Consider the following 24,418-nt stretch of genomic DNA (forward strand, 5'->3'; position numbering starts at 1 on the left):
CTAGTCGCCTTTCGGCAAAGCATCGCGGTTGCCATAGTTTCGCGACGCTACGATCAACTCACCGGATCGGATTTTTCCCAAGGCTTGGGTGACCTCGGCGGCAAGATGTTGCTCTATCTCCGCCTCACTCAAGCCCTGAGCTGCCAACCTGTCCCGGCGGTTCTTGGTATCCATAGCCGACCCCGCGACGGCTAGCAGTTCTACCGTGGTTAGAGGAACACCGGACTTGAAGGCGTCCAAGCCACTACCGTCGATAACCTTTTCCAGTGATTGAAATAGTTTGTCGTCGCCGCTCATGATCCTTGTTCCTCGTCGTCGTCTTGTTCGTCGTCGTCGGTTTGGCTGTCGAGTGCCTTATACAATTCCAGTGCCTGTTTCTGGTTCGATTGACGAAGGATCGCGGCAAGCACAAGCTCTTTATTACGAAGCTGTTGTTTGTGTTCCGCGACGTGAACCGCCCCGGCTGTTTGCAAACTACTTTCAAAGAGTAATTTGACCAGCTCCAGTTGAAGCATTCCGCCTTGTTTACCCGACAGCGCATTATCAAGTAACTCTAATGAACTTTTTCGGGCTTGTTCGTCGTCGCCAATAACAGCAGCCAAGATCTCTCGGGCAATGGTTTTCTTACCCTTACCCCGTTTGGAGTTGGCACCTCCTTTGCGCCTTTGTTCATCTGTAAATGTGTGAGCCATTGTTGTCACCTATTTTAAACCTATTATTTTTCTATACAAACAATTATTCTGTTTTACGAACAATTGTAAGCCCTTGATTTTGAACCATTTTATTTGAAATGCTCGACCCTGTAATTGAGCTAATTGTTTCGATAAAAAGACGCAGCGTTTTATCATTCAAACAAGCCGACGGCGGTCTTGTTCTGGATCGATCCAATACTGTCCCTGATGGCAAATTAGACGCCGGGCAACTGCTTCAGGGTCGGTTAGAATAGCCTGAACCAGTAGCGGAAAGTGACGGCTGGCAACTCCTTCGTGCTCGGGCGACGTGACAATCCTAAACAGTAACCCTAACGCCCCGGTCAGATTGTCAATCCGTTCGACGTCGAGGTCAGAAAGGATTATCGACATTATCAGTCGTTCAATTATCTTGTTGTTTTCTTTCATATTAATGATATTTACACTCTCAGTAGAAAAAGGACAGGGGCGGCAATCTGGTGTGTCCGGTCAGATGCTGCCCCTTGTTCCTTGGTGTCAACGCATTCGGTTGTTGTGTTAGTCGAGGGTCAAAGTGATTAGCGTGCCTATATCGTCGCGAATCCCTTCTAAAATCTCGCTTTGAACTGTTGCCGGTGGCTGATCCCCGTTCTCCTGAAGGGATTGGACTTCACCAACCATAAGCACCGGCAGCGCAATCTGTAGTGCCTCGGCGAACGCGCCACCAGAGGGAGTCGTGGCAAGTGCCATCTCCAACTTGTCGAGTTTGGTCTGGGCATCCACGGTAATGGATTCATTGTCGAGGGCAGTAACCATTTTTATCAAATTTCGAGCAAGTTGAGGCGACGACAAACTACGCATCAATGCTGGAGCGCGATCAAGCAGACTGGCGCGACTGAACTCATTCGTACTTGCAACTGCAACCGTCTGGAGCGCTCGAACGACCAAGACAAGGCGGGGCAATACGCCGAAAATCTGACTCTGATCATTGCGACTAAACTCCTTCCAGAGCTGGTCAGCGGCAGCATCAAAACCCTCACGCAGGGCTGTATCGGACTTGTTCAACCAGTTAGAAAAGGTTTTGTTCTTGCTGGCTTCGCGGAAGTCGTCCATAACTTTAATTAATCGAATGTTTTTGCCTTCGCGTTCCTTGACTTGTTGAAACTTTTCGGTGGCTTCCAGTCCTGAAGGTGCGCCCAGACGTTTTAGGGCGTCGACGGTGCCGTCCAACGTCGCCTGAACGCGACTATCCATTATGGATTCTGTCAGGGCTGTCTCGGACTTGTTCTTTGGATACAGGCTCGCGCAATAGTTGGCAAAGCCACTGCCCATCGAATCCGGCTTCTCGCTTGTTCGAAGGTCTGGAAAATCCCACAGGTTAAAATCTCCGGGGCTACCAGCACGACCCAGTGAGGCAAGGAATCGACGGCTCGAACTGAAATCAATGGTGCACAGTTTTTCAATCAATTCTCGACCGGACTTGGGCAAGTTGGTGAACACTAATCGGGCAGCCTCGGCAGCATCTGGCTTCATACGGCTCAGGCGATCAATCGCTATCATGTTGCGGTGTGCTCGAAGGGATGCACGCTCAAAAGCCTTGGTTGTTTCCTTCTGGGCGTGATCATAATGGCTTACGCCATATTCGCGCTCCGGCATTCCGCCCTGAACGTATTCAAGCCCTTGATTATGAAGTAGTTCATGCAGGCGACCAAAGGCGACGTTAGATGCGGCTGTTGGGGTATGGTTGGTTTTGTTATTCATTCGTTTGTACCTGTGTTTATTCGTTTTCGATAAATTCGTCGTCGAAATCGACCGTGTTCATCGGCTCGCGTTCGCCTTCTGGAAGCTGTAAATTATCCCATCCTCGATAAATCAAGCCTTTGATGACCTTGATGTTTTCTTCAAATATTGGATTCTCGTCAAGCGACGGGTCAATGCGTAGGAAAGCGGCGCGCAGTTCGTCGGCTATGGGGTCGCAGATAGTTAACTGGGCGTGTTCACGTCGCATTTCCGGGCTATTGTCCAGACTCGCGACGTATCGCTTTACAAGGGCGTTCCACTGTTCTGGATCCACTATGCCGCGAACCATTTCGCGGGTAATGCCGTGGGCAAATTCGTTTTCATTTTCCAGTTCGGCAAGTTCTTCATCGGTGAAGGTGTATTCGTATTCGTCCATTTGCTTCAATCCTCGTCTTGTTTGCCCCGTAGCCCGTGGGCATTGGCGACGTAAACCTGCTGACGACCTGATATATATTGCGACAGAATGAACCGGGAAGACTCAATCGAGGATCGGGATGCTGTCGTGCGTATCTTGTTCAGCTCGTCATCCATCCATTCGATTAATTCCTTTGGTTTCATGGTTTCCAAAATGGGTGACGTCGAAGCCATGCCAGTTTCCAACCCAGCGCCGATGCGGTCAGGGGTTAACCAGCAATAGATCGCGGAGTCTGCTGCTTCTTGTTCGTGAAGGTGTTTCACCTCGGCAACCTTGGCGCGACGTTCACCTTCACCGAATACCCGTTTAAACTCGCGGGTTAGGAACTTGCCAATTGCAACCGGTTCGATAAATGCACCGTCGCCATTGAAATGGGATTCAAAGCGAGCATTGAAGTGCTTATCGTCCAGTTCGGGCATTTGAAGACGTATAGCCGTCCCGACGTCAGATCTGAACAGGTCGCCGTCAAGATTCTGCTGAACGTGGGACAGATTTACGCCTATCCGTTTTCTGGAAGGTGTTTGCCATTCGTACAGGCTGCCGTCAGGCGATACCAGTACCGATTCCCGGCTGTCGAGCTGATGCGGTTTGGCTTTTTGGTTGTCTAGATTCTGGTTCATGGTCGTGTGGTGTCTCTATCTGGTGGAACTGGATCGGTGGCTGGTCGTTTAACTGGGTTAACGTCGCTGTTCCTGCGGTTGCCGGTGCAATTGCCGGGAAGGTGACAAGCAGCAAAAGCAACAGCCATATAACTAAGTTTGGCTTGGGTCGGTTGTTCATGGGTTCACCTACTTGGGTTTGAAGGTGTATAAGGGCAAGACAAGGCATTGGCGACGACAGATCTTTGTAATGTTCTTTGTGGATCTGCCTTGAGTCAGCCAATGTGCCTATTGATGCGCCTGAAAATGTCCCGGATCGACCTAAACCCGCGCCCAAATCAAAACAAAAAAAGCGCGAGGATCGTTATTGTCACGGCATCCGGGGTGCCGTTGTGTGGTGCTGCTACGCTGGACGTTTGGACTGTGTCTATCTGTGCTCTGCCAACAATTGAACGTGCCCGAGGAAGGCAAAAACAGATTACAGATAGCGGTAGATCAATCGTCGCGCTGTGCTGCGGCACCTTCTTCAGTGGTGTTGTGGTTGACTGCGCAAATGCCAATTTGAGGACACGCCAACCGGCACCACTGAAAAACTATTGGAAAGGGTTAATCAAAAGTCGTCTCGTCAAAAACCCCGTGCTGATTCAGGATTTGCTGAGAAATACCAGCCTCACGGGCAATGGCAGCTTTACTCTTGCGAGTGGTTCGCCACAGATGCCTTGCCTTTTTGATAGACTGTTCGCGGGTCACGTCTTTCATATCCCGGCTGTCGGCTGGTGGCAGTCCAAACAGTTCGCGGATTGTGGCGTCGCGCTTATAGGCGACGATACGGGCAATTGTGCTCGGTTCGAGGTCGAACATAGCCGCAAGGCGAATATGCGGGACACCTTCTAATGCAAGCTGGCGAATCACCAAATCACGCATCTGGAATCGGCTAAGGTCTTTTTGGTGGTCTGTGGTTGGTGTTGTCATAATCTGGTTCTCTCGCTCGTCGCGTCGTGTTCTTTTCTCTCTATGTAATTATTTAGTGTTCACCGAATCGGGATTTTAAAAATAATTGCAAATATCGTGATTGATTGCTGGTTTTTTGACCAATGCTGGAGCCGGGCAGGGTGGCAGTGATTGCTTTTAATTGTTCAATATATTGATCAGTTGCGCAACGCAACCAATTGGCTATAAAGAAGGTGTAAGTTATTAAAAATGATCAATTTTTTATCTTTGGCTTGTTAATTATTAGCCAAGCCGATGGTATGCTTGAAACTGACAAGAATTATTGCTGTTTGATTTATTTGACGGGAAAACAAATGACTACGAAAACAGAAAGAATTGAGGCGACGATCCAGCATTTACGGGGTGGACGTCAGGCTATCCGGGATCTCCGGTCGGCTTTCACCAACAACGGCGAATATGTGGACTTTTTGAGGTCGCTCACTGCGGCGGCTAACGTCGAGTTGGCGACGTCTGAGGCGAAACAGGCGGCAATCGAAAATATCCTTCTGCAATTGGGTGCTCACGGGCTTTGTGTGGAGGACTTGCGCAAATGACCAGCCTGACTCCTGAACAAGTAGCCCGAGACGGTGCCCGGTCGCTTCATAAATCGCTTGTACCGTGTTTCTGGTTCCGTTGGTCGCTTGGGTTGTCTATCCGTACCGGTGACATTGAATCCGCCTCAGAGATAGATCAGTCGCTGGTACTGGCACTGGCAGAAGGCGGCAGGGCACTAGGCAAGCTCTACAAGCGGGGTGAACAACCCACAGACGACATAATCACTCAGGCGACGGCAATCTGTTCTGAGATTGAATCAACCCTTTCACGTTGGCGCTGGAGCACAAAGCCCGAGGCTCGCCCGGTTGCCGTCCCGGCAGTGCCGCTAATCGACTTCTGGCTGGCTTGGCATGGCTGGAGTGTGCCCGGCGGTGGGGTAGAAGGTGATTGGTTCTATCGTAGGGCTGAGGCACTGCTGGAGCACGTTGACGGTAATGGATTCCCGGCGCCTATGTTTCCGGGGCATATGTTTGTCATATCCCGGATCACCGATGCTGCTCGTCGTCTTCGTCGTAAAAATGAACAACCTTTGAACCAATAAGGACTTTATACAAAATGAGACACACTGATGACATCGCGGAAAGGGTTCGCCTTCAGCCACTTTGCCAGCAATTACAGGTGATCCGGGGGGATTGTCGGCTGATGGTCGCTTTCTATATTCGCCATGTCTTATACATATCCCCCAGAGCGGTCAGTGAAGGCAACAAAGCTACTTCTGAACTGATCCACTGCTTGGTTGACGTCGCGCTTGATCCAAGAAACAAGGACAAGCGGCAATCACTATCTAGCGCGATCACAGTCTGGTGTCGAGTGTGCTCATTTGACTACGAACCAGCTTCATTTGATGCCTTTGAGCTGGAGTTAGGGCAGTGGGCTATCAGCGAGCCGGGTGAATGGGTAGGTGAGATCGTACCAAACGCGATTAGGCGGTTTGAGGCTGCACAGCTCGACGTTGAACTAGACGACATTGAAGCAATGACTTGCTGTCTGTTCCCACTGTGGCGCGACGTCGAACGGGCAGTAAAGGAACTCGACGAAAAGGGGCGCAAATGAACACCGAGATTGAAAGACTGGATAGGCTATGTCTGGGTCTGTGTATGGCTATCGTCAATACTGGGAAGGGGTCAACAGTGGTGGGTTATCGTCCAGCACTGGCAGCGTTTTATATCCGCCATATAGCCCGAATTAATACCAGCTTGTGCATGGATTCATTACCTTCTAACGCCTTGGTTATGATCGACGCTATTCAACACGCGAGCCGGGCAGAAACAGCATTGGCTTGTGTAGAACGCGACGGGCTGGCAGACGCAGCAATCCGGGCTTATTCGGCTGGTGGCGTGTCCCTTCCGGCATGGTCTGCGGTCGAAACTGAGGTTGTAACTTGGGTTGGCACTGGTGCTGCCCCGGCTGGTGGGAAGCTGATCCTGGTTCTAATTGAAATTGCAGAAGCTGGTAGACATTGCCCGTTCAAAGACGGCGAAGATTGTGTAAATCACTTTCTGGGCGACGGCGTACTGTTTGCCGGGGGCGACGTCAATCAGGTCAATCGTTCTAGAACAGATTGGAGATACGCTACTGCCGACTAAAGACTTGGCAAGGGGTTCGCCAGTCGGTTGTTCGGTGTGGCGTTTATTCCCTTGTGAACGCTGGGACGGGCTGGCAACGTTGGGGTTTAGATCATGGATGCGGTCTAAGCCCCTTTTTTGTGCCTGATTCCCGGTAAATAAGGTCATACACAGAACCACACACAGGGAACCAATCACCAATGACCACTTCTTCACAGAACAACACAATCCGGCGTCTGGCGCTCAAGTTGCGCAACAACCGCCAGAGACTTGCAGCCCTTTACCTAAAATGGATTTTGCCCCAAGGCGTCAATCGTTCACTGGAAGCCGAACTGCTGGGGCTGACTGTTCGCCGTGTGCATGAGTTCCGGGCGTATGATGCCGATTCAGACACTATGACCGACGTCCAAAGGCGTCTAACATTCGACCAATGGATTGAACAACAGGAATTGCAAACTGGCAGCGGCACAGGCGGGATCCAGACTGTCATTAGTCAGACTGTTGCAGGTCGTCCGGTGATCCGGCGGGTTGTTCCAACCTTTGCGGAAGTGGTTACAGCCGTTGAACGTGCGGCGGGTGGGGCTGAATGTGACCTGCTTGTCGGTGTTCTGGAACAATATCAAGCGGCTGGATATGTTTGTGACTTTGCCACGGTTGAACGTTTCCTAATATTACTCGATTCACAATGGCTAGAAGTTGAGGCACAGGCTACCGAATGGGGTTATCTTGCCGGGGTTGACGTTGTAAAAGCCCCTTAAACGCTCTGTAATCCATTTAGAGCGACCCTAGTCTAATCAGGCTATCGTCGCTCACCTTTTACCAGTTAAACCCGTCTGGGCGCGTCTGCGCCCTCACAGCCCTATTTCCTTAGTCTTTTCTATCCCTTCTGAAGCAATTCATCCATATCAATCAATCCTTTCTGGTGCATCCTTCTGGCTGATTCATAAAGTGATCGGTCACGTCGACGTAATTCTTTCCGGCTTGAATATTGCTTTATTGCCACCGTGATAGATTCGACGGTATGGCAGTTAATTCGACGTCGACCTTGTTGCTTTGGTTGAACTGGTTTCACCGGAGTCGCCGTGGTTGACGTCGCTGCCTCTGCTGGTGGTAGGGGAGCGGTTGATACTTGGCTGAGCAGATTATCCAGTTCCGGATCTGGCTCTGTGACTTGTTCCTTGTCTAGAAGGAATCTCCGCCCCGGTACGCACTCCAGCATCTGAATAAGTTCATTTTGTAAGCCCAGTTTCTTGGCAATGACCATCAGACCGGTGTTGTTAAGGCTGAACTCGCGCTTGTTACGGCAATATTTGGCACGCTCAAGGATAAACTCGCGGGTGAATTTAATGCCAAATTTCTGTTCCAAGATGTCCAGTCCGTTGTTAACGACCATGACAAATCTGGGGCGATCGGCGCGGGCAAATTCTTGATATGTTTCATAGGGTTCCATCCAGCCCCAATAGGCACTCGGATCGGGCTTGCGACCTTTACGACCGGGTTTCTGGTTCGCTCGGGCGGCTTTTTGTTGCTCGATTCGGATCCGTTTCCGGTGGCGGAAGGTGTGCAAGGGCTTGGGATACTGTGGTTGTTTGCCGCCTTCATCCGGGTTGAAATTGTCAAAGTCTTCAAAACGTGTGAACCAGTCATCAAAGCTGGCAAGGTTGTCGTCGCCCTTGAGCTGGTATCTGGAACGGGCATAGTCGCTGAAGGTGTTTGCCGTGGTGACTTGATTAAATCGTCGCCTGGCTTGGCTGCAAAGTGCTTCATACTCTGCGCCGGTGGTGGCACAGACCTCAGCCTTTAAAATATCCAACCAAACCGCAATGATGCCGGGTAGAACTACACGACGGGCAATTGTGATTGAGTAGTTTACTAGATCCTGTTCGATGGAAAATGGCAAACGTCTTGCTGTGTAATAGGTGATCAGAGCCGCTATATCCACCTGTAATGACTCGAAGGTGTCAGTGCCACTAATGCCAAGGCGAACGGGTAGATCGTGGCTTGGGCGCTGTTTGAGGCTGTCACGGTGCGCGTATTGCTTCAGAAGGCGGACTTCTTCATCGGTTAGGAAAGAAGTTGGCGACGTGAAAGGGGTTATTGAAGTGGTGGTCATGTTCTGGATCTCTTTGGTCTTGATTTGGTCAGGGTGCGGGTTATTTACGGGATGGGTGTTCTGGGGTGTTTGAAGGGGTTAGAGCTGGTTGGGGTCGCTATAATTTGCCCAATACTGTCTAACCGTATTCGGAAGAACAGCAAAAGCAAGTTTACGTTCATTTTGGGACATAACCTAATGCCTTTAATAAGGGCAAAAATGATCTAGATCTATATAAACTGCTTGTTAATGTTCGTGGGCTTACTATAGGCAGTTATGTCCCAAAATGAACGATCCATATCAAGCTAACATCAACGGGCAAGCGCCTGAACCTGTTCAAGTAGATACAAAAAAGCTCCAAGCCGAAGCCCAGAGCCTTTTAACCACTATGCCGCGACGTCAATCAGTCTAACGACCTTAACCATCTTATATCGGTCGCCAACTTTGATCCGTTGCTCGACGATTTCTAGACCAGATTTAACCAGTTCGTCAACCTTGTCAGAATGACATTTCCACGTTCGTTCGGTTACTTCCCCACTGGTTGCATTCGATATAATCGACCGTTTCCATTTCAAGAATCCATCCGCCGACTGTTCAAGAGCCGCCCGGATAGCCTCGACAAAGCGATTGATTGCTTCGGTAGATTTCTGGTCGTGATAGTTGCTACCACTAACCTTTTCAACCGGCTTAACCTCGGCAACCTGTTCAGGCTCGTCAGCGTCAACTGCATCAACTGCATCAACTGCCTGTAATCTTGCAAGGTCAGCTTTACTAACCACACGATCCACCAGCTTCGTTTTCCCTGAAGGAATCACCAGCCCCAGATCGTCAATCCCGACAACCTTTGTGACGGTCAAAGGCAAGATCTCATTCGAGAAGATATACAATTGCAGTGGCGACCCCGAATCCCTTCTAATAGCCCTTGAGCGATGCGCCGATTGTAGTATCTCCGCCTTGGTCATTTGATCCCGTAGACGCCTTACACGCTGGTCGACGAAAACCTGTTTCTTTGAGAAGACATTGACCGCCAAACCGCGACCTCGACCAATTTCTAAAACAGTTTCGCGTTCCATTGAAATAGCTTCTGGTGAATCACGCCATATTGACCGGGCGATCGTCTCCAGCTCAATCTCAGGGATATTTGGGGTCAGGGTGACAGCTAATGCCTTAACCTGTTCCAGATCGTTTTTCCCGCGCTGGTTATACAGGTAGACCGATTCACCATCAGCGTTATCCTTGTTGGTCATTTCAAAGATGTCATTATCGCTACACCAGCGACTAACCACTTCTGCCATTCCGGGGCGCCCGGCATACCAACTTTTTGAAAAGCTGTAGCCATCTTTGAGCGCCTGTATGATCTCAACACTTTCAGGGACATCGACGTCAACCCGTTTTTCAACAAGGTTATTGCGACCGGTGATTGCTCTAAGAATTTCGACGTCGCCCGTGCCGTCCAGAAAGATAACCCGCGCCGACTGGTTTAAGCCCGGTGCAAAGCTCGGTTTCCGGACATAATGAAGGCGATCACCATAGACAAATAGCCCATTCGAGCCTTTGCCTTGTTCGATACAGTCTGCAAGGTGACGCAGCATGTCAAAACCTGACCGTTTCAATTGATCCTTTATCAATTTCGACGTCGCCCTATGCTTTGACTTGTTCAGAAGGTGATTCAGTGCCGCCGGGGTCTGTATCTCACTATCGAACAGTTCGCGCCAGAGTGTTGACCCTTGAGGCACTTGATCAACCAGCATTTCAAGCGACATTGAATCCTTCAAATCGTTCGAATAGGTTGAAAGAATTTCCTCGTCAATCAGTAGCGTATCCAACCGGGCAAAGCCTTGATCCTTGACCCCGTTCTTGCCGTCAAAAAGGTGGGCGTGTTTATAGATCAACACAACAGATCCATTTTCCAGATTGGCAGTCTGATTACTGTATTCACAGCGACCGGCTTGGGAAACGGCACAATGACTTTTACAGTAGATCGTCGCTCCCCTTTCTTGATCCATCGTTCCCGCACCTCGACGATCGGCATCGTCTCCCTTGCGCTTTGCCTCATAGGTCGCGAAGTTGGGGCAATTCGACGGCATACGGGGTTGAATCACGCGAACGTCAATAACTCCGTTTGCTTTAAACTTTTCGGCTGCCTCGTCAGCGTCAGAACACGACTTGACCGCATAACCAATCACCTTCCCTTTTTGGGTTGCCTCGTTTGATGCCCATTCAATAGCATTTCGGGTCTTACCGGCTCCCGGTGTCACGTTCAATAGCATTGAATCGTCGTTGTCGGTCAAGTGATCGACGATCGCCTGTTGTGCCTGTTCCAATGGTACAAAGTCAGCCCGGACAAATGCTGAAGGAATAGGGGCGAATCCTGATTTCTTGGTGATATAGGTACGGGCATATTGTACTTTGCCCTCAACCTTGCCCAGATGTTCCGCCTGTTTGTGGTCGTCGGATATTCTGGAGCGGATTACGCTTTCAAGACTGGCTTTAACCTCACTGGGGCGACCATGTAAGCGGGTCAATTCCAGCGCCAAGTTGAACAGTTGTTCATCCCGGCGACCGGCGTCCAGTTTCCATTTTAGAGCTGTCTGTACTCGTTGCCCGGCAAAGAATGCCTCCGCTTGTTCATTCCAATCAGTGATTGGTGCATTTGGAGTGACCGGATCCTTTCCAAAGCGCATTAAATCAAGCGGTGAACCCTCGAACAGTAGATTTTGGGATCCCTGTTGCGGTAGGTGGAACCCCTGATTCTCTGAAAAACTCGACCGGTCGAGGGTGGACACATATCCAGCCTGTTTGACCATTTGATCAAAGTACCGTTTCAGGGTCTTTTTCCTGTCGCGAATGGACGTGAAATTCAGACCTTCCTTCATGGGCAGCAAAACCCGGAACCGATTAATCCCTTGCACCGGATCATGGCTGGTGGTTGTATAGAGCCAATGGCTCCAGCCTTTTGCCTTCAATAACTGGTGAAACGCTGCCGGGGTGATTTCCTTGTCGAGATCGCCCGTGCCATCAAAGTCCAGCACAACAAAATGATATTTGTCATGGGCGCGACTGCGCTTAAACTCCTTCACGCCCGGTACTGTTGGCTTTGGTGCCGCCAGTAACTTATCGACCGCCTTGAGGCTATACGGAAGGAATACCGGTGTTTGTGCTTTGGGCGTACCAGCAGCGACGATAAATTCAGGGATCACCTGTTCGACGACATTCGCAAAGGAATTGCCGTTGATTTGGAAGGTATTTCTATGAGGGTTTTCGAGTATAAGCCCGCAATATTTCGGGGCTTTTCCTTGAATTGCTGACTGAATTGTCAGGCTTAGTTGGTGAGGATTATTTTCTTGATTGTTCATGGTTCCTTAGGGCTACTCTGAGCAAATGCTTTACTTCAATAGAGAATGCTCGACCGTTTTTATTAGCGAGCCGTTTGATTTCGTCGTGTAGATCCATTTCGATCCACATTCTGAGCCGGGCAAAGTCGCCTTCATCATTGGTTCGCTTATCGTTCTGCCAGTTTGAGCTAGATGATTGATGCTTGTTCATGTTCGTTTATCCTTGTGCCGTTTTTAGCAATGTGGGTTTCTGTTTGTTCATAATTCCTGCATGGTTTTCTTGTGTTCCATACAGTTATTTAGGTATTCGGAGTTTATAAAGAGACTACAGCTAACGATTTTATTGCTCTAAAATATCGAAAGGTTAGCTGCAAATAGCTCTATTTTATCGAAAGGTTTGATCCGGGCGTCGGTCGTGTCGACGGACAATCTGATCCTAACCCGGAGATCTGCCCCGGTTAACAAACCCCGACACAAAAAAGCGAAGCGGGGTAACGGCGTTACCCCTGCCGCATTTTTAGGCAATAAAAAAGCGACCCCGGATCGCTCTGAGGTCGCTTTGTGTATATCTATCGGGTATTAGCCCAAAATCAACTGGTCGCCGCCGTCCTTTGGCGGGTCGACGATAATTCCTTCCGGTTTGATCTCAGACAGGGGTCGTCCATATTCGCGCATGATTTTAGTGATTGCTGGTTTTGATAACCCAAACACCGCGCCGATTCGTTCAGACGTCCATCCCATATATGCCAGACGTTCAATGGCAATTATGCGGTCGCGAATTTCGGGCTTTTTTGCTGCTGGTTTCTCTGCCGGTTCTGGTATGACGACAATATAAGCCGTCGCTCGTTGACCCTCTGTTGCATGTCGTACAATGTCACACAGACGACGTGCACCATCACGGGTATGAAGGGGGATAATCTTTGGCACGTCGCTATCGACGCTCAAACGGGTTGGCAAATCGACGGCTACGCCGTTTGGATTCAGTCGCATCTGATTAAGTTGTGATTCTGTTTTCATGGTGGTGTTGTGTTTCCCTTGATTTTATATGTATTTGGTTAGAAGTCGGTGCCTGATTTGACTGACTCTATCCATTGAGCGATGCGACGTCGGCGATCGATTCGTTCCTGAATTGCTTCGCCTAGTAGCTCGACGCTGATCGACCTTGGCTTAGTGTTTGAAGGTGTTGCCGGTGTCACTGGTTCCGCTGCTGCTGGTGGTTCTTGCTGCTCGGTTAGAGTCTCGTCAACCTGTTCATTGATTGAAAACCCGGAGCCTATCGTCGCTTTCACCGCTGACCCGATCCCCGTCCAGCCTATGTCGAGCGCGGTTAGACGGAATCCTTTACGCGTCTGTCGCTTTTCGTTAGTCCTGCCCAGACCCCTAACCATTACAGCCGGGATCCATCCCACGTTCAAAAGAGCCTCAAGCTTTTTAGAACAGACTGCCGCGACCCCTATTGCATGACCTTCTTTATTCAGTTCCAGCTTTTCAATAACGATTGCCGCCGTAGCCGGATCGACGACCGGCGACGCTTTAAACTCAGAACCACGTAAAGTGCCCAAGGCTTGTTTACTGCGAATCTGGTTCTGGAAAGCCTCGACGGCATCCGCAAGGGCACCGGGTTCAAACCTTGCCGGGTCGTTATGGATAAAGACGCCGGATATACGGGTTAGCCCGTCAGCTTTGCGGCTGTTGTGGCTCGACTGCTGGAAGGGGATCACGTTGTTTGAGCTGGTGCCGGTGTTGATCGTGGTGAACTCTAATAGCATTTGCTCGGACGGGTTATCCATCCCTAGCGCGGTAGCCGTCTCAACTATCAGTGTTTCAAGTGTTGGGTCAGTGGTGTGATTCATTGGGGCGTCTCTGTGTGTCGGTGTCCTTGTCTTCTGCTGTTATTTAGCCGTCTCCGTTCCAGAGTTGTTAACAGAAGTCGTAATCCTGCACAAAACACGAAATATCCATACTCTTTTGGGTAATGCTGAACAGGTACAACCGGGTTTGTACCCGTTAAACTTGTTTTCTGTATTTTGGGTACGCTATACTCGTAGACCTCTAGAGATTAAATCGGTACAAAACACAGAAGGGGTACGGCAATGGCTATATTTGGATACGCTCGGGTTAGTACGGGCGCTCAGGATTATGATTTGCAGGTAGATGCAATTAAGAATCGTTATCCTGATGCGGTGATCAGGGCAGAAAAGGCGACCGGGACAAAAAGAGGCGAGGCGACTAGACCTGTTCTGGAGCTGTTGCTCGATATGATTTCAGTAGGGGATAAGTTGGTGATCCACCGTCTTGATCGTCTGGCGCGTTCCACCAAGGATTTATTGGATATTGTGGACGCCTTGAAGTCCAAGGGCGCGACGTTGGAGATTCTTAATCAGAACATAGACACGTCCACTTCAACCGGTCGGGCGTTCTTATCTATGTTAGCGGTTTTCGCAGAATTTGAGCACGGAATCCGTGCTGAGCGCGTTGCGGCTGGCGTAGCCAAGGCAAAAGCAGCCGGGAAGTACAAAGGACGGGCACCTGACGTCGCCAAACATGAACGGATTCGGGCACTGAGGGCTGAAGGTGTTTCACTGCGCAAGATTGCGAATGAATGTGGTTGTTCGCTGTCCACCGTTCAACGGGCGTTGGGAATGTCTGCTTGAGGCTCGACCGGGCGCGACGTCAACCTGTTCTCACCGCACAAAAAGAAAGGGATCCCGCACTCTGAGGATCCCTTTTTTATACCCGGATATAATAAATCAGTCTTGATCGACGTCGGTTTCCCACGGATACAAGTCTTCGACGTCGCCTTCCGGCAATCCTTCCACGCCACGATTATAAAATCTGACCGGATCCTGACCCTGTTTAGTCCTAATCACGTCAACCCGGAACCGGTGCCCGTTTGCCTGTTCCACCGTAAAGGAATAACTCAGTTTCCCGCGACGTCGAACAACGATTCGATCAACCACTTTCCGTAGAAGGTTATTGAATGCCACAACGTCACCAGAAATGGTGCCCAGTCGTTCAATGTCTGCCTTGGCTGTCTCGGTTGACGTCGACCGGTTCAACAAGTCCAGTTCATTTTCCAGTGCGCTCTTGTCCTGTTTGGCTTTCTTGATTAACGGCAAGACAATATCAACGTCGTCAGCGTCACCCTCAACCAACTGTTTCTGAAGCCGTTCAAGCACTCCCGCAACTCGATCCAGCTCTTGTTCAAGTTTATCTCGGGCGCGGTTGACGTCGCCTAAGTCAGAAGGTCGAACCCACTCCAGATGATTACAAGCTGCTACAACTTCCGCCCCCAAGTCCTTGAACCCACTCGCGCCAACCGAGCATCTGCCCTGTTCACCTTGGCGACACGTCCAGAAAGCATAATGAACAAGATTCCCTTCTTTGTTTTTCCTTTGACGGCATTTGCGGGTCAGTGTTCCACCGCACTCGGCACAACGGGCGACCCCAGCCAGTGCATTAGTTCGGGAATTGCCACCAGCCTGTCCCACAGCTTTGCCCTGTTTGCCGGGTTGGAGGTCGCGCCACTCGGCATAACTTATCAGGGCGGGATAGAAGTCAAGAACCAGTTCACCGGGCACCCATTCAAGCCGCCCATTCTCCGCTGATTCGTCGCCGTCCACCGGTCGCATTTCGCCTGATTGGTAGGCACCATATAATGCGGGATTTTGGATCACCGCCCGAACACTGGTATCGCTCCAGCCATTGCGACCCCAGCGAACCCGGCGACCATCAGCATTGAGATCAGCAGCAATGCCCGACCAGCCCCGACCGGCACGTCGAAGGGATATTATCTGCTTTACCGTTTCAACGTGTTCCGGTTCAAAGGTGTAGCCGGTTCCGTCTTCGTTCATGGTCAACCAGATTGGCAGTCGTTTGCGAATAACCTTACCTTCTGCCGCCGCTGCCCTTTGACGACGTTTGGCGTCGCGTACACGTCGAGACTTTTCGACGCTCTGTCTATTTGCCAACTCTGCCGCGAGTAAGACCCTCAACACATCATTGAAGACATTCGGGGAATCCTTAGTCAGAAATAGGTTTTCCTCCACTGCCACCACATTAACGCCCCTAGAAAGGATTGAGTTTAACAATTGCTGTGATCGAGCAAGTCCGGCACGACTCAATCTATCAAGTCGTTCAATTGCGACGACGTCGCCCGAGCGAATATAGCCAGCGTCAATTGCTGCCAGTAATCGTTCCAGACCTTCCCGCCGGGCATCTTGCTTGAAGCCAGAGACGCCTAGATCCTCGAATTTAAGGTTGTCGTCAACTTCATAGCCATTTTGGGAAGCCCATTGGCGGGTTAGTTCATATTGACGGGCTAGACTGGATCCAAGTTCTTGGCTGGCTGATGAAAACCTGACGTAACTGAATACTTTGTTTGGTTTGGTGGGGTTGGGATTGGTAGGGCTGGTCATCGTCGCGTGTCCTATCCTTCTAGAAGTGACTGGACACAGGATAACATTGTTTGACGTCGAATGTTTCACTCAAGTCAAAGTTTATGGTGTTCAACATAGTGCCTACCTTGCTGGAAATCCTGATGGTAGTGGCCATTTTGCTGTGGAATTACGGCATCTGGTTTGCGCTGATTACCTTCTGCTCCGTGTTGGCCTATGGCATGTTCTCTGTGATAGCCACCGAGTGGCGCACCGCCTATGTACGTGAGGCGGCAAAGGCCGACTCTGTATCCAATACCCGTGCTATCGACAGTTTGCTTAACTATGAAACCGTCAAGTACTTCAATAATGAAGCCTATGAGGCGAATGAGTATGACAAGGCTTTGGCGGATTGGGAGGTGGCCAAACGCAAGAATCGCTTGTCGCTGTTTGCTCTCAATGCCGGTCAGGCCACCATTATTGCTGTTGCCATGACCTTGATGCTGGGGCTCGCGGCTTTTGAAGTGACCCGGGGACAGATGACAGTGGGTGATTTTGTGTTGATCAACGCCTTTATGATGCAACTCTTTATGCCGCTCAACTTCCTGGGTTTTGTGTATCGTGAGATTCGTGGAGCCTTGGCCAATATTGAAAGGATGTTCTCGCTGCTGGATAAGACTCCGCTGGTAAAAGACAACCCAGCGGCCAAGGATATCGTGCCGACAGAGGGCCGAGTCAGTTTTGAGTCGGTTGGCTTTGGCTATGGTGACAGGGAGATACTCAAGGGCGTGAGTTTTGAGATAGAACCCGGGCAGAAGGTGGCTGTAGTGGGTGAAAGCGGCGCCGGTAAATCGACGTTGGTACGCTTGCTGTTCCGTTTTTACGATGTCAGCCAAGGGGCAATTCGGGTCGATGGTATAGATATTCGCGACATGACCCAAGATGCACTGCGCCGGGCCATCGCCATAGTTCCTCAGGATACAGTGCTGTTTAACGATACTCTGTTTGAAAACATTCGCTATGGCCGCCCCGATGCTTCTGACGCCGAGATTTGGCAGGCGATAGAGTTGGCCCATCTGAAGCAGTTTGTTGAGACATTACCACAGCAGGCTCAGACCAAGGTGGGAGAGAGAGGCATGAAACTCTCCGGCGGTGAAAAGCAGCGAGTGGCTATTGCCAGGGCGATATTGAAGCGCTCGCCGATACTGATCTTCGATGAAGCCACCTCGTCACTGGACAGCCGCTCCGAGAGGGCTATTCTCAAGGCGCTCGATGAAGTTGCCAAGGGCCATACCAGTCTGGTGATTGCCCACAGGCTGTCGACTGTGGTGGATGCCGATAAAATCTTAGTGTTGCATCAAGGTCGGTTGGTTGAGTCCGGCACCCACGACCACCTGTTGGCCGCCGATGGATATTATGCTCGTTTGTGGCGGATCCAGCACACAAAACAGGCAGATGAGTCGGTGCAAGTTCAGCATTGATTCAGGCTGGCTGCCGCATACTTGATACTCCGAAGTAGCGTCAGCCTGGGGGCAGCACAGATGGAAAACATTGTATTGCAGGTCAATATCGAAGGAATGCAGGACAAAGTCCGTACAGACTGGAACAGTTTGGCAGATAATCTGAAAAAGCGGGGTATGGACGAAGTTGCCCTCAATCAACTGCATACCGAGTTACGTGCCGGACTGAGAGTTTCCACCCGTGGCCTGACTCTGTCTATGGTATCTGCGGAAACCTTTAATGCGGCGTTGGAAGGGATTATCAGTGAGTCAAGAAAGCAGGCTCAGTCGCAAGGGGTTTTGCGCAGCTGAGCCTGAGTGGATCCTATTTCTTGGTTTGGTTGCGGTTGGCTTGCCAGCCGTCGCACAGTAGGTTGAAACCATTTTTCGCTTCGTTTACCGGCGTCAGTTCAGTTATTTTACCGCCGCGATAACAGAGCATCTCTCCCTCAATCTCAATCAAACGGCTGCAATTCTTGCAGCTGAGCGATGCAGTTTTGCTCGTTTCCGGCTTGGGGACCTGACTGACAAATGTCATTTTCACTTCAAAATCCTCTGGAAGTGGCAAGTCTTGACTAGGAGTAAGATCTTACCACTTTTGTGACATAACGCACAATCTACCCACTATTATACTTTAGTGACAGCTAAATTATCTTTATTGATCGAAGTGAGCGTAATATTTATCCAAGGACACAGACAGACCATTTTGAGTGACGACTCTGACATGATGTGGCTTGAGCTGTCTTGGGTCACTGACTCCACAGGAATGGGCCAGCATCCCCAGGTCATGGTGTAATGCCTTGTTGTAGTTGGCGACTCGGGTGGATTTGTCTCTGGGATCCAAACCCTGTTGCAGCTTCTTGTTGTGGGTGGTTATCCCGGTAGGACAGGTATCCTTGTTGCACTGCAATGCCTGAATACATCCCAGCGCAAACATGTTACCTCTGGCAGAGGCGATGAAGTCTGCGCCAAGAGCCAGTGCCCAGGCGACTCTGGAAGGGGTGATCAGCTTGCCCGAGGCAATCACTTTAATCCTCTGCTTCAATCCATGGCGGCGAAGATGATCCACCAGCAATGGCAGACTCTCTTTCAGCGGCAGGCCAACGTAATCCATCAGAGTTTGCGGCGCCGCGCCTGTGCCGCCATCGGCGCTGTCGAGGGTGAAGAAGTCGGGAGCCGATTCATGGCCGCGTTGGTTAATCTCTTCCAGAAAATCTTCCAACCAGTGGATATCACCCAAGACTGCCTTGATCCCTGTGGGTTTGCCTGTCACTTGCCTGACTCTGGCTATCATGTCGAGAATGTCGCCGACATGGTGAAATTCAATATGACCATTGGGACTGATGGAGTCCTGTCCGACAGGGATGCCGCGAATGGTGGCTATCTCTTCGGTTACTTTCACCCCGGGAAGAATTCCGCCTTTGCCCGGCTTGGCTCCCTGACTGAGTTTGATTTCGAACATCTTCACCTGAGAGTGAGCGGCCACTTCCCTGAGCTTGTCATCATCCAGGTGGCCTTCGGCATTGCGAACACCGTATTTGGCGGTACCTATCTGAAACACCAGATCGCAATTTCCCTTGAGATGGTGGGCGCTGAGGCCGCCTTCCCCTGTGTTGAGCCAGCATCCTGCCTGAGCCGCACCATGGGAAAGGGCGGTAACAGCCGGGCGGGAGAGGGCGCCAAAGCTCATGGCGGAAATATGGCAAATGGCGCTGGTGGCAAAGGGATGTTCACAGTCCGGGCCAATAACCACAGGCGCTGGTGGCACAACGTCTTGATCCAGCGTTGGGAAGGCCGTATTCATAAACATGATACTGCCGTTGGCTTCCAGTGGCCTGGTGGAGCCGAAGGCTATGGTGCGATCAACATTTTTCGCCGCCCGATATACCCAACTACGCTCGGCGCGATTAAAGGGAAGTTCTTCCCGATCGAGGGCAAAAAAGTACTGGCGGAAGAATTCGCCCATTTTCTCGAAGAAATATCTGAATCGGCCTACAACAGGGTAGTTATGCCGCACCGCCTGCTTGGTTTGCATCACATCGGCGATATACATGTAAGTGATCACCAAAAGCCCTAAGCCGACGACTATCAGAAACAGGCCGGAAAACAGTTCCAGCCCCCACATAAACCAGTTTTGCTCGCGCATCTTCTATCCTTATTGACTGCCAAAGTGGGTGGTTACCAGGCCTGTGGGCCCCTGTTCTCCCAAGGTGAGAATAAACAGTTGGTCGTATTGCTGCTCATTCAGGCTAACCAGGGGGCCACCCAGAGCCTTAATGATGGCCGGAACTGTATTGCTGTGGCCGGCGATCAGCACATTGCCTTGGCTGGCTTTAACCGCATCAGCTATGGCATTGATGTGAGCCTCCAAGCCGGCTTTGGCTGGAAACACTTCTATCCTGAGTTGTTTGGCTGTTGCAATCGGCGCCAGGGTTTCCTGAGTACGGCGAAACTCACTCGACATTAGCCTTTGCAGTTGGGTGTCCCGTAATGCCTCGGCTAGAGCCTCGGCTCGCGCTTTACCGGCGGCTGTCAGCCCGGGATCGGTTCCCTGGGCTTTTTCCGCGTGCCTAACCAGAAATATGGTTTGATTGGTGTCAGCGGCAAGGGATGGCAAGCTAAAAAACACAGAAAGACAAAGCAGTAGGAAAATTCTTACCATTTTTATTTCCTATCAAATACTTAAATAGCATGCGGGATCATAGCTCAGACTATCGGTCTGGGTAAACAATCGCTAAACTAATTACTGAACTGGTCGATAATTAACCTGAGATACGCTTTTCATACGAGGAAACCAAGATGGAAATCCGCAATCATGGCGCTCAGGTATCTGAGGTGGCCAAGGACAAGACCCAACAACTGGACGGGAATCATGGCAAGGCGGTATCTGAAGTCGCCAGCAGCAAGAGCGCCCGCCATGTCAGCCAGCAGTTGATGAATAACGCTATTCTGGCGGCGCAGGAGGAGGTAAGCCTCAATAGCGGCAACGAACCCATGAGTCTCTTATATCGCGCCGCGATTGAGGCCATCAATGAAGAACTGGCACCTTACATGGGGGAAAATGCCCTGCAGCAGGTGCAGGATCAGCAGATAGATACTTCTCCCGAGGCCACGGCCGACAGAATTGTCAGTTTTGCCACTCAGTTCTTCAGTGTCTACCAGCAGCAAAATTCCAGCATGGACTTTGACAGTCAGCTGTCCGGTTTTATGGACGTTATAGGCGGCGCTATAGATCAGGGCTTTAAAGAGGCGACGGATATTCTCTCCGGGCTCAAGGTGCTGGAAGGCGATATCAAGGCCGGGGTAGATGAAACTTACTCCCTGGTACAGCAAGGGTTGCAGGCATTCAGAGACAGCTTTAGCACAGAGCAGGAATAATTGAGCTCACGCGAAACCTTACCTGCAGATAACACCCCTCACTATGAGGGGTTTTTGTTGGCTGAATATGGAGTTATGCTGCAATAATCGTCTTGTGTTACCTAAGGAGAAGCTATGTGGACTGAAGGCCGGGTCATTGAGCGTATCGATTGGAACAGCAAGTTATTCAGCCTGAGGATAGCCGCCGAGATAGCGCCGTTTATTGCCGGCCAGTTTATCAAGCTCAGTCAGGTGCGGGATGATAAACGTATCGCCCGGGCCTATTCTCTGGTGAATGCCCCCGGGACTGACTATCTTGAAATACTGGCGGTGGCGGTAGATCAAGGCCAGTTGTCGCCAGACCTGCAATCTTTGCAGCCGGGTGACAGTATTAGTGTGACAGACAAAGCCACCGGCTTTATGACCCTGGATGAGATCCCTAAAGGGGAATTACAGGGGCGCCACCTGTGGTTTTTGGCAACAGGTACTGCTGTGGGGCCGTTTCTTTCCATGCTGGATACTCAGGAGCCTTGGCAACGGTTTGATAAAGTGGTTCTGGTTTACGGGGTAAGAGAAGTGCAGGATCTCGCCTATCTCGATAAGATCCGCGGCTATCAACAGACCTATCACGAGCAATTTGTGTTTGTGCCCAGTGTCACTCGTGAAGACTTTGACGGTGCGCTGCGTTGTCGCATCCCGGATGGGTTGCAAAGCGGTGAGATAGAGGCCAAGGCCGGGCTGAGCATAAGTGCAAAGGACTCGCAATTGATGCTTTGTGGTAATCCCGGAATGATCCAGGGGGCTACGGCGGCACTTATCGATAAAGGCTTGGCCAAAAACCTGCGCCGGGCCCCCGGACAGATAACAGTCGAAAAATACTGGTAACAGGAGAGTCTGGATGCAGCTCTATTACTCTACAGCTTCGCCTTATGCCCGCGTGGTCAGGATCATTGCCCGCGAGCTGGGTTTGGCGCTGGATGAAAAGCTGGTCAATCCCTTCGATAACAATGACGAGTTACTGTCAGTTAACCCCTTGGGGAAAATTCCCTGTCTGCTTTTGGAAGATGGCGCCGCACTGTTCGACAGCGAAGTCATAGCCCGCTTTCTGGACGACAGATTCGGCCAGGATCGTTTCTTTGGGTCATCCAGAAACTGGGCTTATGAGTGCCAGTTCTCACTGCTTAAAGGCGCGCTGGATAGCGCCGTAGGCCTAAGGCAGGAACAGATGCGTGAAGAGGAGGGGGGTCGTTCTCCTTTCTGGAGCGGCCGTTTCGAGCAGGCCCTGCTCAGAGCCTTGATGGAGGTGGAGCGTCAGGGAATCATCGCAAGCGGTCCACTCGATGCCAGGCAGGTGCTGCTATTGGTGCTACTCGAATACCTTGATTTTCGTCATCCGGATCTCGATTGGCGTAAAGTAGTGCCAGCCTTGGCACACTGGCAGGAATCGGCGTCACTCAGGCAGAGTTTCCGAGATACTCGTCCTAGATGATTTCTCGGTAATTTGCGGTTTGGCCAAGTCGGAGTAACGCCTACCTTTGGGGTTGTCCCTGCGGTTGGTTTCACCGAAGGCACCGTAGAGATCATGGCTCATGCCATAATCCAGCCGTCGGTCGCTGAAGGGAACCCTTCTATCTTCATGATGTTGATACTTGCAGTCGCATTGGCTGCAATCGCACTCAGGCAAGGGAAGCCTGGGCGCCTCCTTCGACAAAAAACGCTTGCCTTCAAGCGCTCTTATCGCCTGGCAGGCAGTTGGTGTCAACATTATGGAGACACAGTGATACTGCTTTTCCTGCGGCGTAACAGGCTTGGCCAGCCGTCGCTTTTCTGGCCTTAATCTGTGGCGGAACAGAAACAAGATCAGCAGCAAAGACACCACAGCCAGCAAGATTTCCAACATATCCAAGGCGTTTTCCCCCTCGCCATGCATGGGTTTTAAGGTTCAGTTTAGTTTAGTTTGCGACAATTCGGCCGATTCCAATCGCTTTGCTCCCAGCCGCTGCCATTCTGTCTATTTCATTTGTATTCCCCTTGCCAGAATTTTTGCACTAGGCTGAAAACAAAGTGGATTAGAAATAGTTCTCATTAAATTACTCATCCCAACATGGAGTGCCGAAGAATATGAGCTACAAAACACGTCTGATACTTTGCAGTGCGTTGGCCGCATCCAGCCTGACGCTGCCGGTGGCCGCCGCCGGAGAGGTGACGGTTTATTCCTATCGTCAGGAGTTTTTGGTCAAGCCCATTCTGGATGACTTCAGTCAGGCTACCGGGGTGAAGGTTAATTTTGTGTTTGCCAAAGATGGCATCGCCGATAGATTGGCCCGTGAAGGACGTTTGTCACCGGCGGATCTGGTGCTGACGTCTGACTTTTCCCGTTTGCAGGAATTGGTGGACAAGCAGTTGGTCAAACAGGTGGAAAGCGACACGCTCAAGCAGAATATTCCGGCCCAATACCGGGATCCAGAAGGAAACTGGTACGCCCTAACCATGAGAGTGCGTAATCTCTATTCCAGCAAGGAGCGCCTCGGGCCGCTGGCGATCAACTATGAAGACCTGGCCGATGCCCGCTACAAGGGCAAGGTTTGTATGCGTAGTGGCAAGCATCCCTACAACATAGCGCTGGTGGCCTCCATGATAGCCCACCACGGTGAAGCCGATGCCAAGAGTTGGCTTCAGGGGCTGAAGAGTAACTTGGCCCGTAAGCCTCAGGGTAACGATAGGGCGCAGGTGCAGGCGGTAAAAGAAGGCTTGTGTGATATCGCCATCGGTAACAGCTATTACTATGGCAAGATGCTGCAAGACCCCAAACAGCGGCCATGGGCCGAAGCGGCGGTGATCAACTTCCCGAACCAGGAAAATCGCGGTGCCCATATCAATGTCTCGGGTATGGCGCTGGCCAAGCATGCACCTAACTCGGCCGATGCCCTCAAGTTGATGGAGTATCTGTCTTCGGATGCCGCCCAACAGAGTTATGCCGAGGTCAATATGGAATATCCGGTCAAGGTCGATGTGCCTGTCTCAGAACTGGTGGCATCCTGGGGTGACTTCAAAGCCGATGACTTGCCTGTCTACAAATTGGCAGAGCACCATCAGGCGGCGCTGAGACTGCTCGATGAGGTTAAGTTTGATCTCTGAGCTTGAAGGCGTTTTTGCAAAGGTTGTAG

The 24,418-nt window shown here is 50.9% G+C and carries 28 protein-coding genes; 12 read left to right on the plus strand and 16 right to left on the minus strand.

The genetic code is table 11. The annotated features are described in order from the left end of the window. The 6 genes from ACWAU4_RS05080 to ACWAU4_RS05105 form a co-directional block, all read right to left on the minus strand. Positions 1–297 (minus strand): hypothetical protein, encoded by a 297-nt coding sequence (locus ACWAU4_RS05080; protein ID WP_251101343.1) that lies wholly within the window; start codon positions 295–297, stop codon positions 1–3. Next, positions 294–692: a hypothetical protein gene (locus ACWAU4_RS05085; RefSeq protein WP_187575680.1), complete on the minus strand. Its 399-nt coding sequence runs from the start codon at positions 690–692 to the stop codon at positions 294–296. Before ACWAU4_RS05085 ends, ACWAU4_RS05080 begins: the two co-directional genes overlap by 4 nt. 534 nt (positions 693–1,226) lie before the next feature. Beyond that, positions 1,227–2,429: a hypothetical protein gene (locus tag ACWAU4_RS05090; protein WP_432480341.1), complete on the minus strand. Its 1,203-nt coding sequence runs from the start codon at positions 2,427–2,429 to the stop codon at positions 1,227–1,229. A gap of 16 nt (positions 2,430–2,445) precedes the next feature. After that, positions 2,446–2,844, minus strand: coding sequence for a hypothetical protein (locus ACWAU4_RS05095; protein WP_454290467.1), 399 nt, complete (start codon positions 2,842–2,844; stop codon positions 2,446–2,448). Between the two features lie 5 nt (positions 2,845–2,849). Next, positions 2,850–3,503, minus strand: a complete 654-nt coding sequence (locus ACWAU4_RS05100; protein WP_454290468.1) for a hypothetical protein — start codon at positions 3,501–3,503, stop codon at positions 2,850–2,852. A 585-nt stretch (positions 3,504–4,088) separates the two neighbouring features. Beyond that, positions 4,089–4,454, minus strand: coding sequence for a hypothetical protein (locus tag ACWAU4_RS05105; RefSeq protein ID WP_345886186.1), 366 nt, complete (start codon positions 4,452–4,454; stop codon positions 4,089–4,091). 332 nt (positions 4,455–4,786) lie between these two features. Between ACWAU4_RS05105 and ACWAU4_RS05110 the strand changes: the two genes are divergently transcribed. The 5 genes from ACWAU4_RS05110 to ACWAU4_RS05130 all read left to right on the plus strand — a co-directional run bounded on the left by ACWAU4_RS05110 (position 4,787) and on the right by ACWAU4_RS05130 (position 7,350). Continuing rightward, positions 4,787–5,026, plus strand: coding sequence for a hypothetical protein (locus ACWAU4_RS05110; RefSeq protein ID WP_044733857.1), 240 nt, complete (start codon positions 4,787–4,789; stop codon positions 5,024–5,026). Next, a complete protein-coding gene (locus tag ACWAU4_RS05115) occupies positions 5,023–5,568 on the plus strand; it encodes a hypothetical protein (protein WP_454290469.1) in 546 nt (181 codons plus the stop codon). The genes ACWAU4_RS05110 and ACWAU4_RS05115 overlap by 4 nt, the downstream gene beginning before the upstream one ends. A 14-nt stretch (positions 5,569–5,582) precedes the next feature. Beyond that, positions 5,583–6,080, plus strand: coding sequence for a hypothetical protein (locus tag ACWAU4_RS05120; protein WP_454290470.1), 498 nt, complete (start codon positions 5,583–5,585; stop codon positions 6,078–6,080). Next, positions 6,077–6,613 carry a hypothetical protein gene (locus tag ACWAU4_RS05125; RefSeq protein WP_454290471.1) on the plus strand — a complete coding sequence of 179 codons (537 nt, stop codon included), beginning with the start codon at positions 6,077–6,079 and terminating at the stop codon, positions 6,611–6,613. The genes ACWAU4_RS05120 and ACWAU4_RS05125 overlap by 4 nt, the downstream gene beginning before the upstream one ends. Before the next feature lie 179 nt (positions 6,614–6,792). Next, positions 6,793–7,350 (plus strand): hypothetical protein, encoded by a 558-nt coding sequence (locus ACWAU4_RS05130; protein ID WP_454290472.1) that lies wholly within the window; start codon positions 6,793–6,795, stop codon positions 7,348–7,350. Between the two features lie 119 nt (positions 7,351–7,469). Here the strand turns inward: ACWAU4_RS05130 and ACWAU4_RS05135 are convergent, their stop codons facing one another. The 5 genes from ACWAU4_RS05135 to ACWAU4_RS05155 all read right to left on the minus strand — a co-directional run bounded on the left by ACWAU4_RS05135 (position 7,470) and on the right by ACWAU4_RS05155 (position 13,872). After that, positions 7,470–8,705, minus strand: a complete 1,236-nt coding sequence (locus tag ACWAU4_RS05135) for a hypothetical protein (RefSeq protein WP_454290473.1) — start codon at positions 8,703–8,705, stop codon at positions 7,470–7,472. Positions 8,706–9,070: 365 nt separating this feature from the next. After that, positions 9,071–12,040 (minus strand): hypothetical protein, encoded by a 2,970-nt coding sequence (locus ACWAU4_RS05140; RefSeq protein WP_454290474.1) that lies wholly within the window; start codon positions 12,038–12,040, stop codon positions 9,071–9,073. Continuing rightward, positions 12,021–12,230: a hypothetical protein gene (locus ACWAU4_RS05145; RefSeq protein ID WP_109248472.1), complete on the minus strand. Its 210-nt coding sequence runs from the start codon at positions 12,228–12,230 to the stop codon at positions 12,021–12,023. Before ACWAU4_RS05145 ends, ACWAU4_RS05140 begins: the two co-directional genes overlap by 20 nt. A gap of 368 nt (positions 12,231–12,598) precedes the next feature. Beyond that, positions 12,599–13,036 (minus strand): hypothetical protein, encoded by a 438-nt coding sequence (locus tag ACWAU4_RS05150; RefSeq protein WP_454290475.1) that lies wholly within the window; start codon positions 13,034–13,036, stop codon positions 12,599–12,601. A gap of 38 nt (positions 13,037–13,074) precedes the next feature. Next, positions 13,075–13,872 carry a hypothetical protein gene (locus ACWAU4_RS05155; RefSeq protein ID WP_454290476.1) on the minus strand — a complete coding sequence of 266 codons (798 nt, stop codon included), beginning with the start codon at positions 13,870–13,872 and terminating at the stop codon, positions 13,075–13,077. Between the two features lie 240 nt (positions 13,873–14,112). Here ACWAU4_RS05155 and ACWAU4_RS05160 point away from each other — a divergent pair, with 240 nt between their 5' ends. Next, complete coding sequence (locus ACWAU4_RS05160; protein WP_454290477.1) at positions 14,113–14,673, plus strand: recombinase family protein; 561 nt, start codon at positions 14,113–14,115, stop codon at positions 14,671–14,673. Between the two features lie 96 nt (positions 14,674–14,769). Here ACWAU4_RS05160 and ACWAU4_RS05165 read toward each other — a convergent pair whose 3' ends face one another. Further along, entirely contained in the window at positions 14,770–16,437 is a 1,668-nt protein-coding gene (locus ACWAU4_RS05165; RefSeq protein WP_454290478.1) for a recombinase family protein, read from the minus strand. Between the two features lie 83 nt (positions 16,438–16,520). Between ACWAU4_RS05165 and ACWAU4_RS05170 the strand changes: the two genes are divergently transcribed. Beyond that, complete coding sequence (locus ACWAU4_RS05170; RefSeq protein ID WP_454290566.1) at positions 16,521–17,876, plus strand: ABCB family ABC transporter ATP-binding protein/permease; 1,356 nt, start codon at positions 16,521–16,523, stop codon at positions 17,874–17,876. Positions 17,877–17,936: 60 nt separating this feature from the next. Next, positions 17,937–18,206: a hypothetical protein gene (locus ACWAU4_RS05175; protein ID WP_025011513.1), complete on the plus strand. Its 270-nt coding sequence runs from the start codon at positions 17,937–17,939 to the stop codon at positions 18,204–18,206. A gap of 13 nt (positions 18,207–18,219) precedes the next feature. On the opposite strand, the gene ACWAU4_RS05180 is transcribed toward ACWAU4_RS05175, so the two are convergent. From ACWAU4_RS05180 to ACWAU4_RS05190, 3 genes are all read right to left on the minus strand, one after another. Continuing rightward, positions 18,220–18,432 carry a hypothetical protein gene (locus tag ACWAU4_RS05180; RefSeq protein WP_243889803.1) on the minus strand — a complete coding sequence of 71 codons (213 nt, stop codon included), beginning with the start codon at positions 18,430–18,432 and terminating at the stop codon, positions 18,220–18,222. 117 nt (positions 18,433–18,549) lie between these two features. Beyond that, a complete protein-coding gene (locus ACWAU4_RS05185) occupies positions 18,550–20,040 on the minus strand; it encodes an FMN-binding glutamate synthase family protein (protein ID WP_144221055.1) in 1,491 nt (496 codons plus the stop codon). 9 nt (positions 20,041–20,049) lie between these two features. Further along, on the minus strand, positions 20,050–20,556 hold the full coding sequence (locus ACWAU4_RS05190) for a phosphoglycerate mutase family protein (RefSeq protein ID WP_037466670.1): 507 nt from the start codon (positions 20,554–20,556) through the stop codon (positions 20,050–20,052). A gap of 137 nt (positions 20,557–20,693) precedes the next feature. On the opposite strand from ACWAU4_RS05190, the gene ACWAU4_RS05195 reads away from it, so the two are divergent. From ACWAU4_RS05195 to ACWAU4_RS05205, 3 genes are all read left to right on the plus strand, one after another. Beyond that, positions 20,694–21,272 (plus strand): DUF5610 domain-containing protein, encoded by a 579-nt coding sequence (locus tag ACWAU4_RS05195; protein ID WP_044733869.1) that lies wholly within the window; start codon positions 20,694–20,696, stop codon positions 21,270–21,272. 114 nt (positions 21,273–21,386) lie between these two features. Continuing rightward, on the plus strand, positions 21,387–22,136 hold the full coding sequence (locus ACWAU4_RS05200) for a ferredoxin--NADP reductase (protein WP_044733870.1): 750 nt from the start codon (positions 21,387–21,389) through the stop codon (positions 22,134–22,136). A 13-nt stretch (positions 22,137–22,149) separates the two neighbouring features. Continuing rightward, a complete protein-coding gene (locus tag ACWAU4_RS05205; RefSeq protein ID WP_454290479.1) occupies positions 22,150–22,740 on the plus strand; it encodes a glutathione S-transferase N-terminal domain-containing protein in 591 nt (196 codons plus the stop codon). On the opposite strand, the gene ACWAU4_RS05210 is transcribed toward ACWAU4_RS05205, so the two are convergent. After that, positions 22,702–23,157: a hypothetical protein gene (locus ACWAU4_RS05210; protein ID WP_345856897.1), complete on the minus strand. Its 456-nt coding sequence runs from the start codon at positions 23,155–23,157 to the stop codon at positions 22,702–22,704. The two genes, ACWAU4_RS05205 and ACWAU4_RS05210, sit on opposite strands and share 39 nt — an antisense overlap. Before the next feature lie 215 nt (positions 23,158–23,372). Between ACWAU4_RS05210 and ACWAU4_RS05215 the strand changes: the two genes are divergently transcribed. After that, the gene (locus ACWAU4_RS05215) at positions 23,373–24,389 is read left to right on the plus strand and encodes a Fe(3+) ABC transporter substrate-binding protein (protein WP_107006043.1); all 1,017 of its coding nucleotides are present in this window, start codon (positions 23,373–23,375) and stop codon (positions 24,387–24,389) included. The last annotated feature ends 29 nt before the right edge of the window (positions 24,390–24,418 follow it).

It is taken from the genome of Shewanella sp. FeAMO, assembly GCF_053653955.1.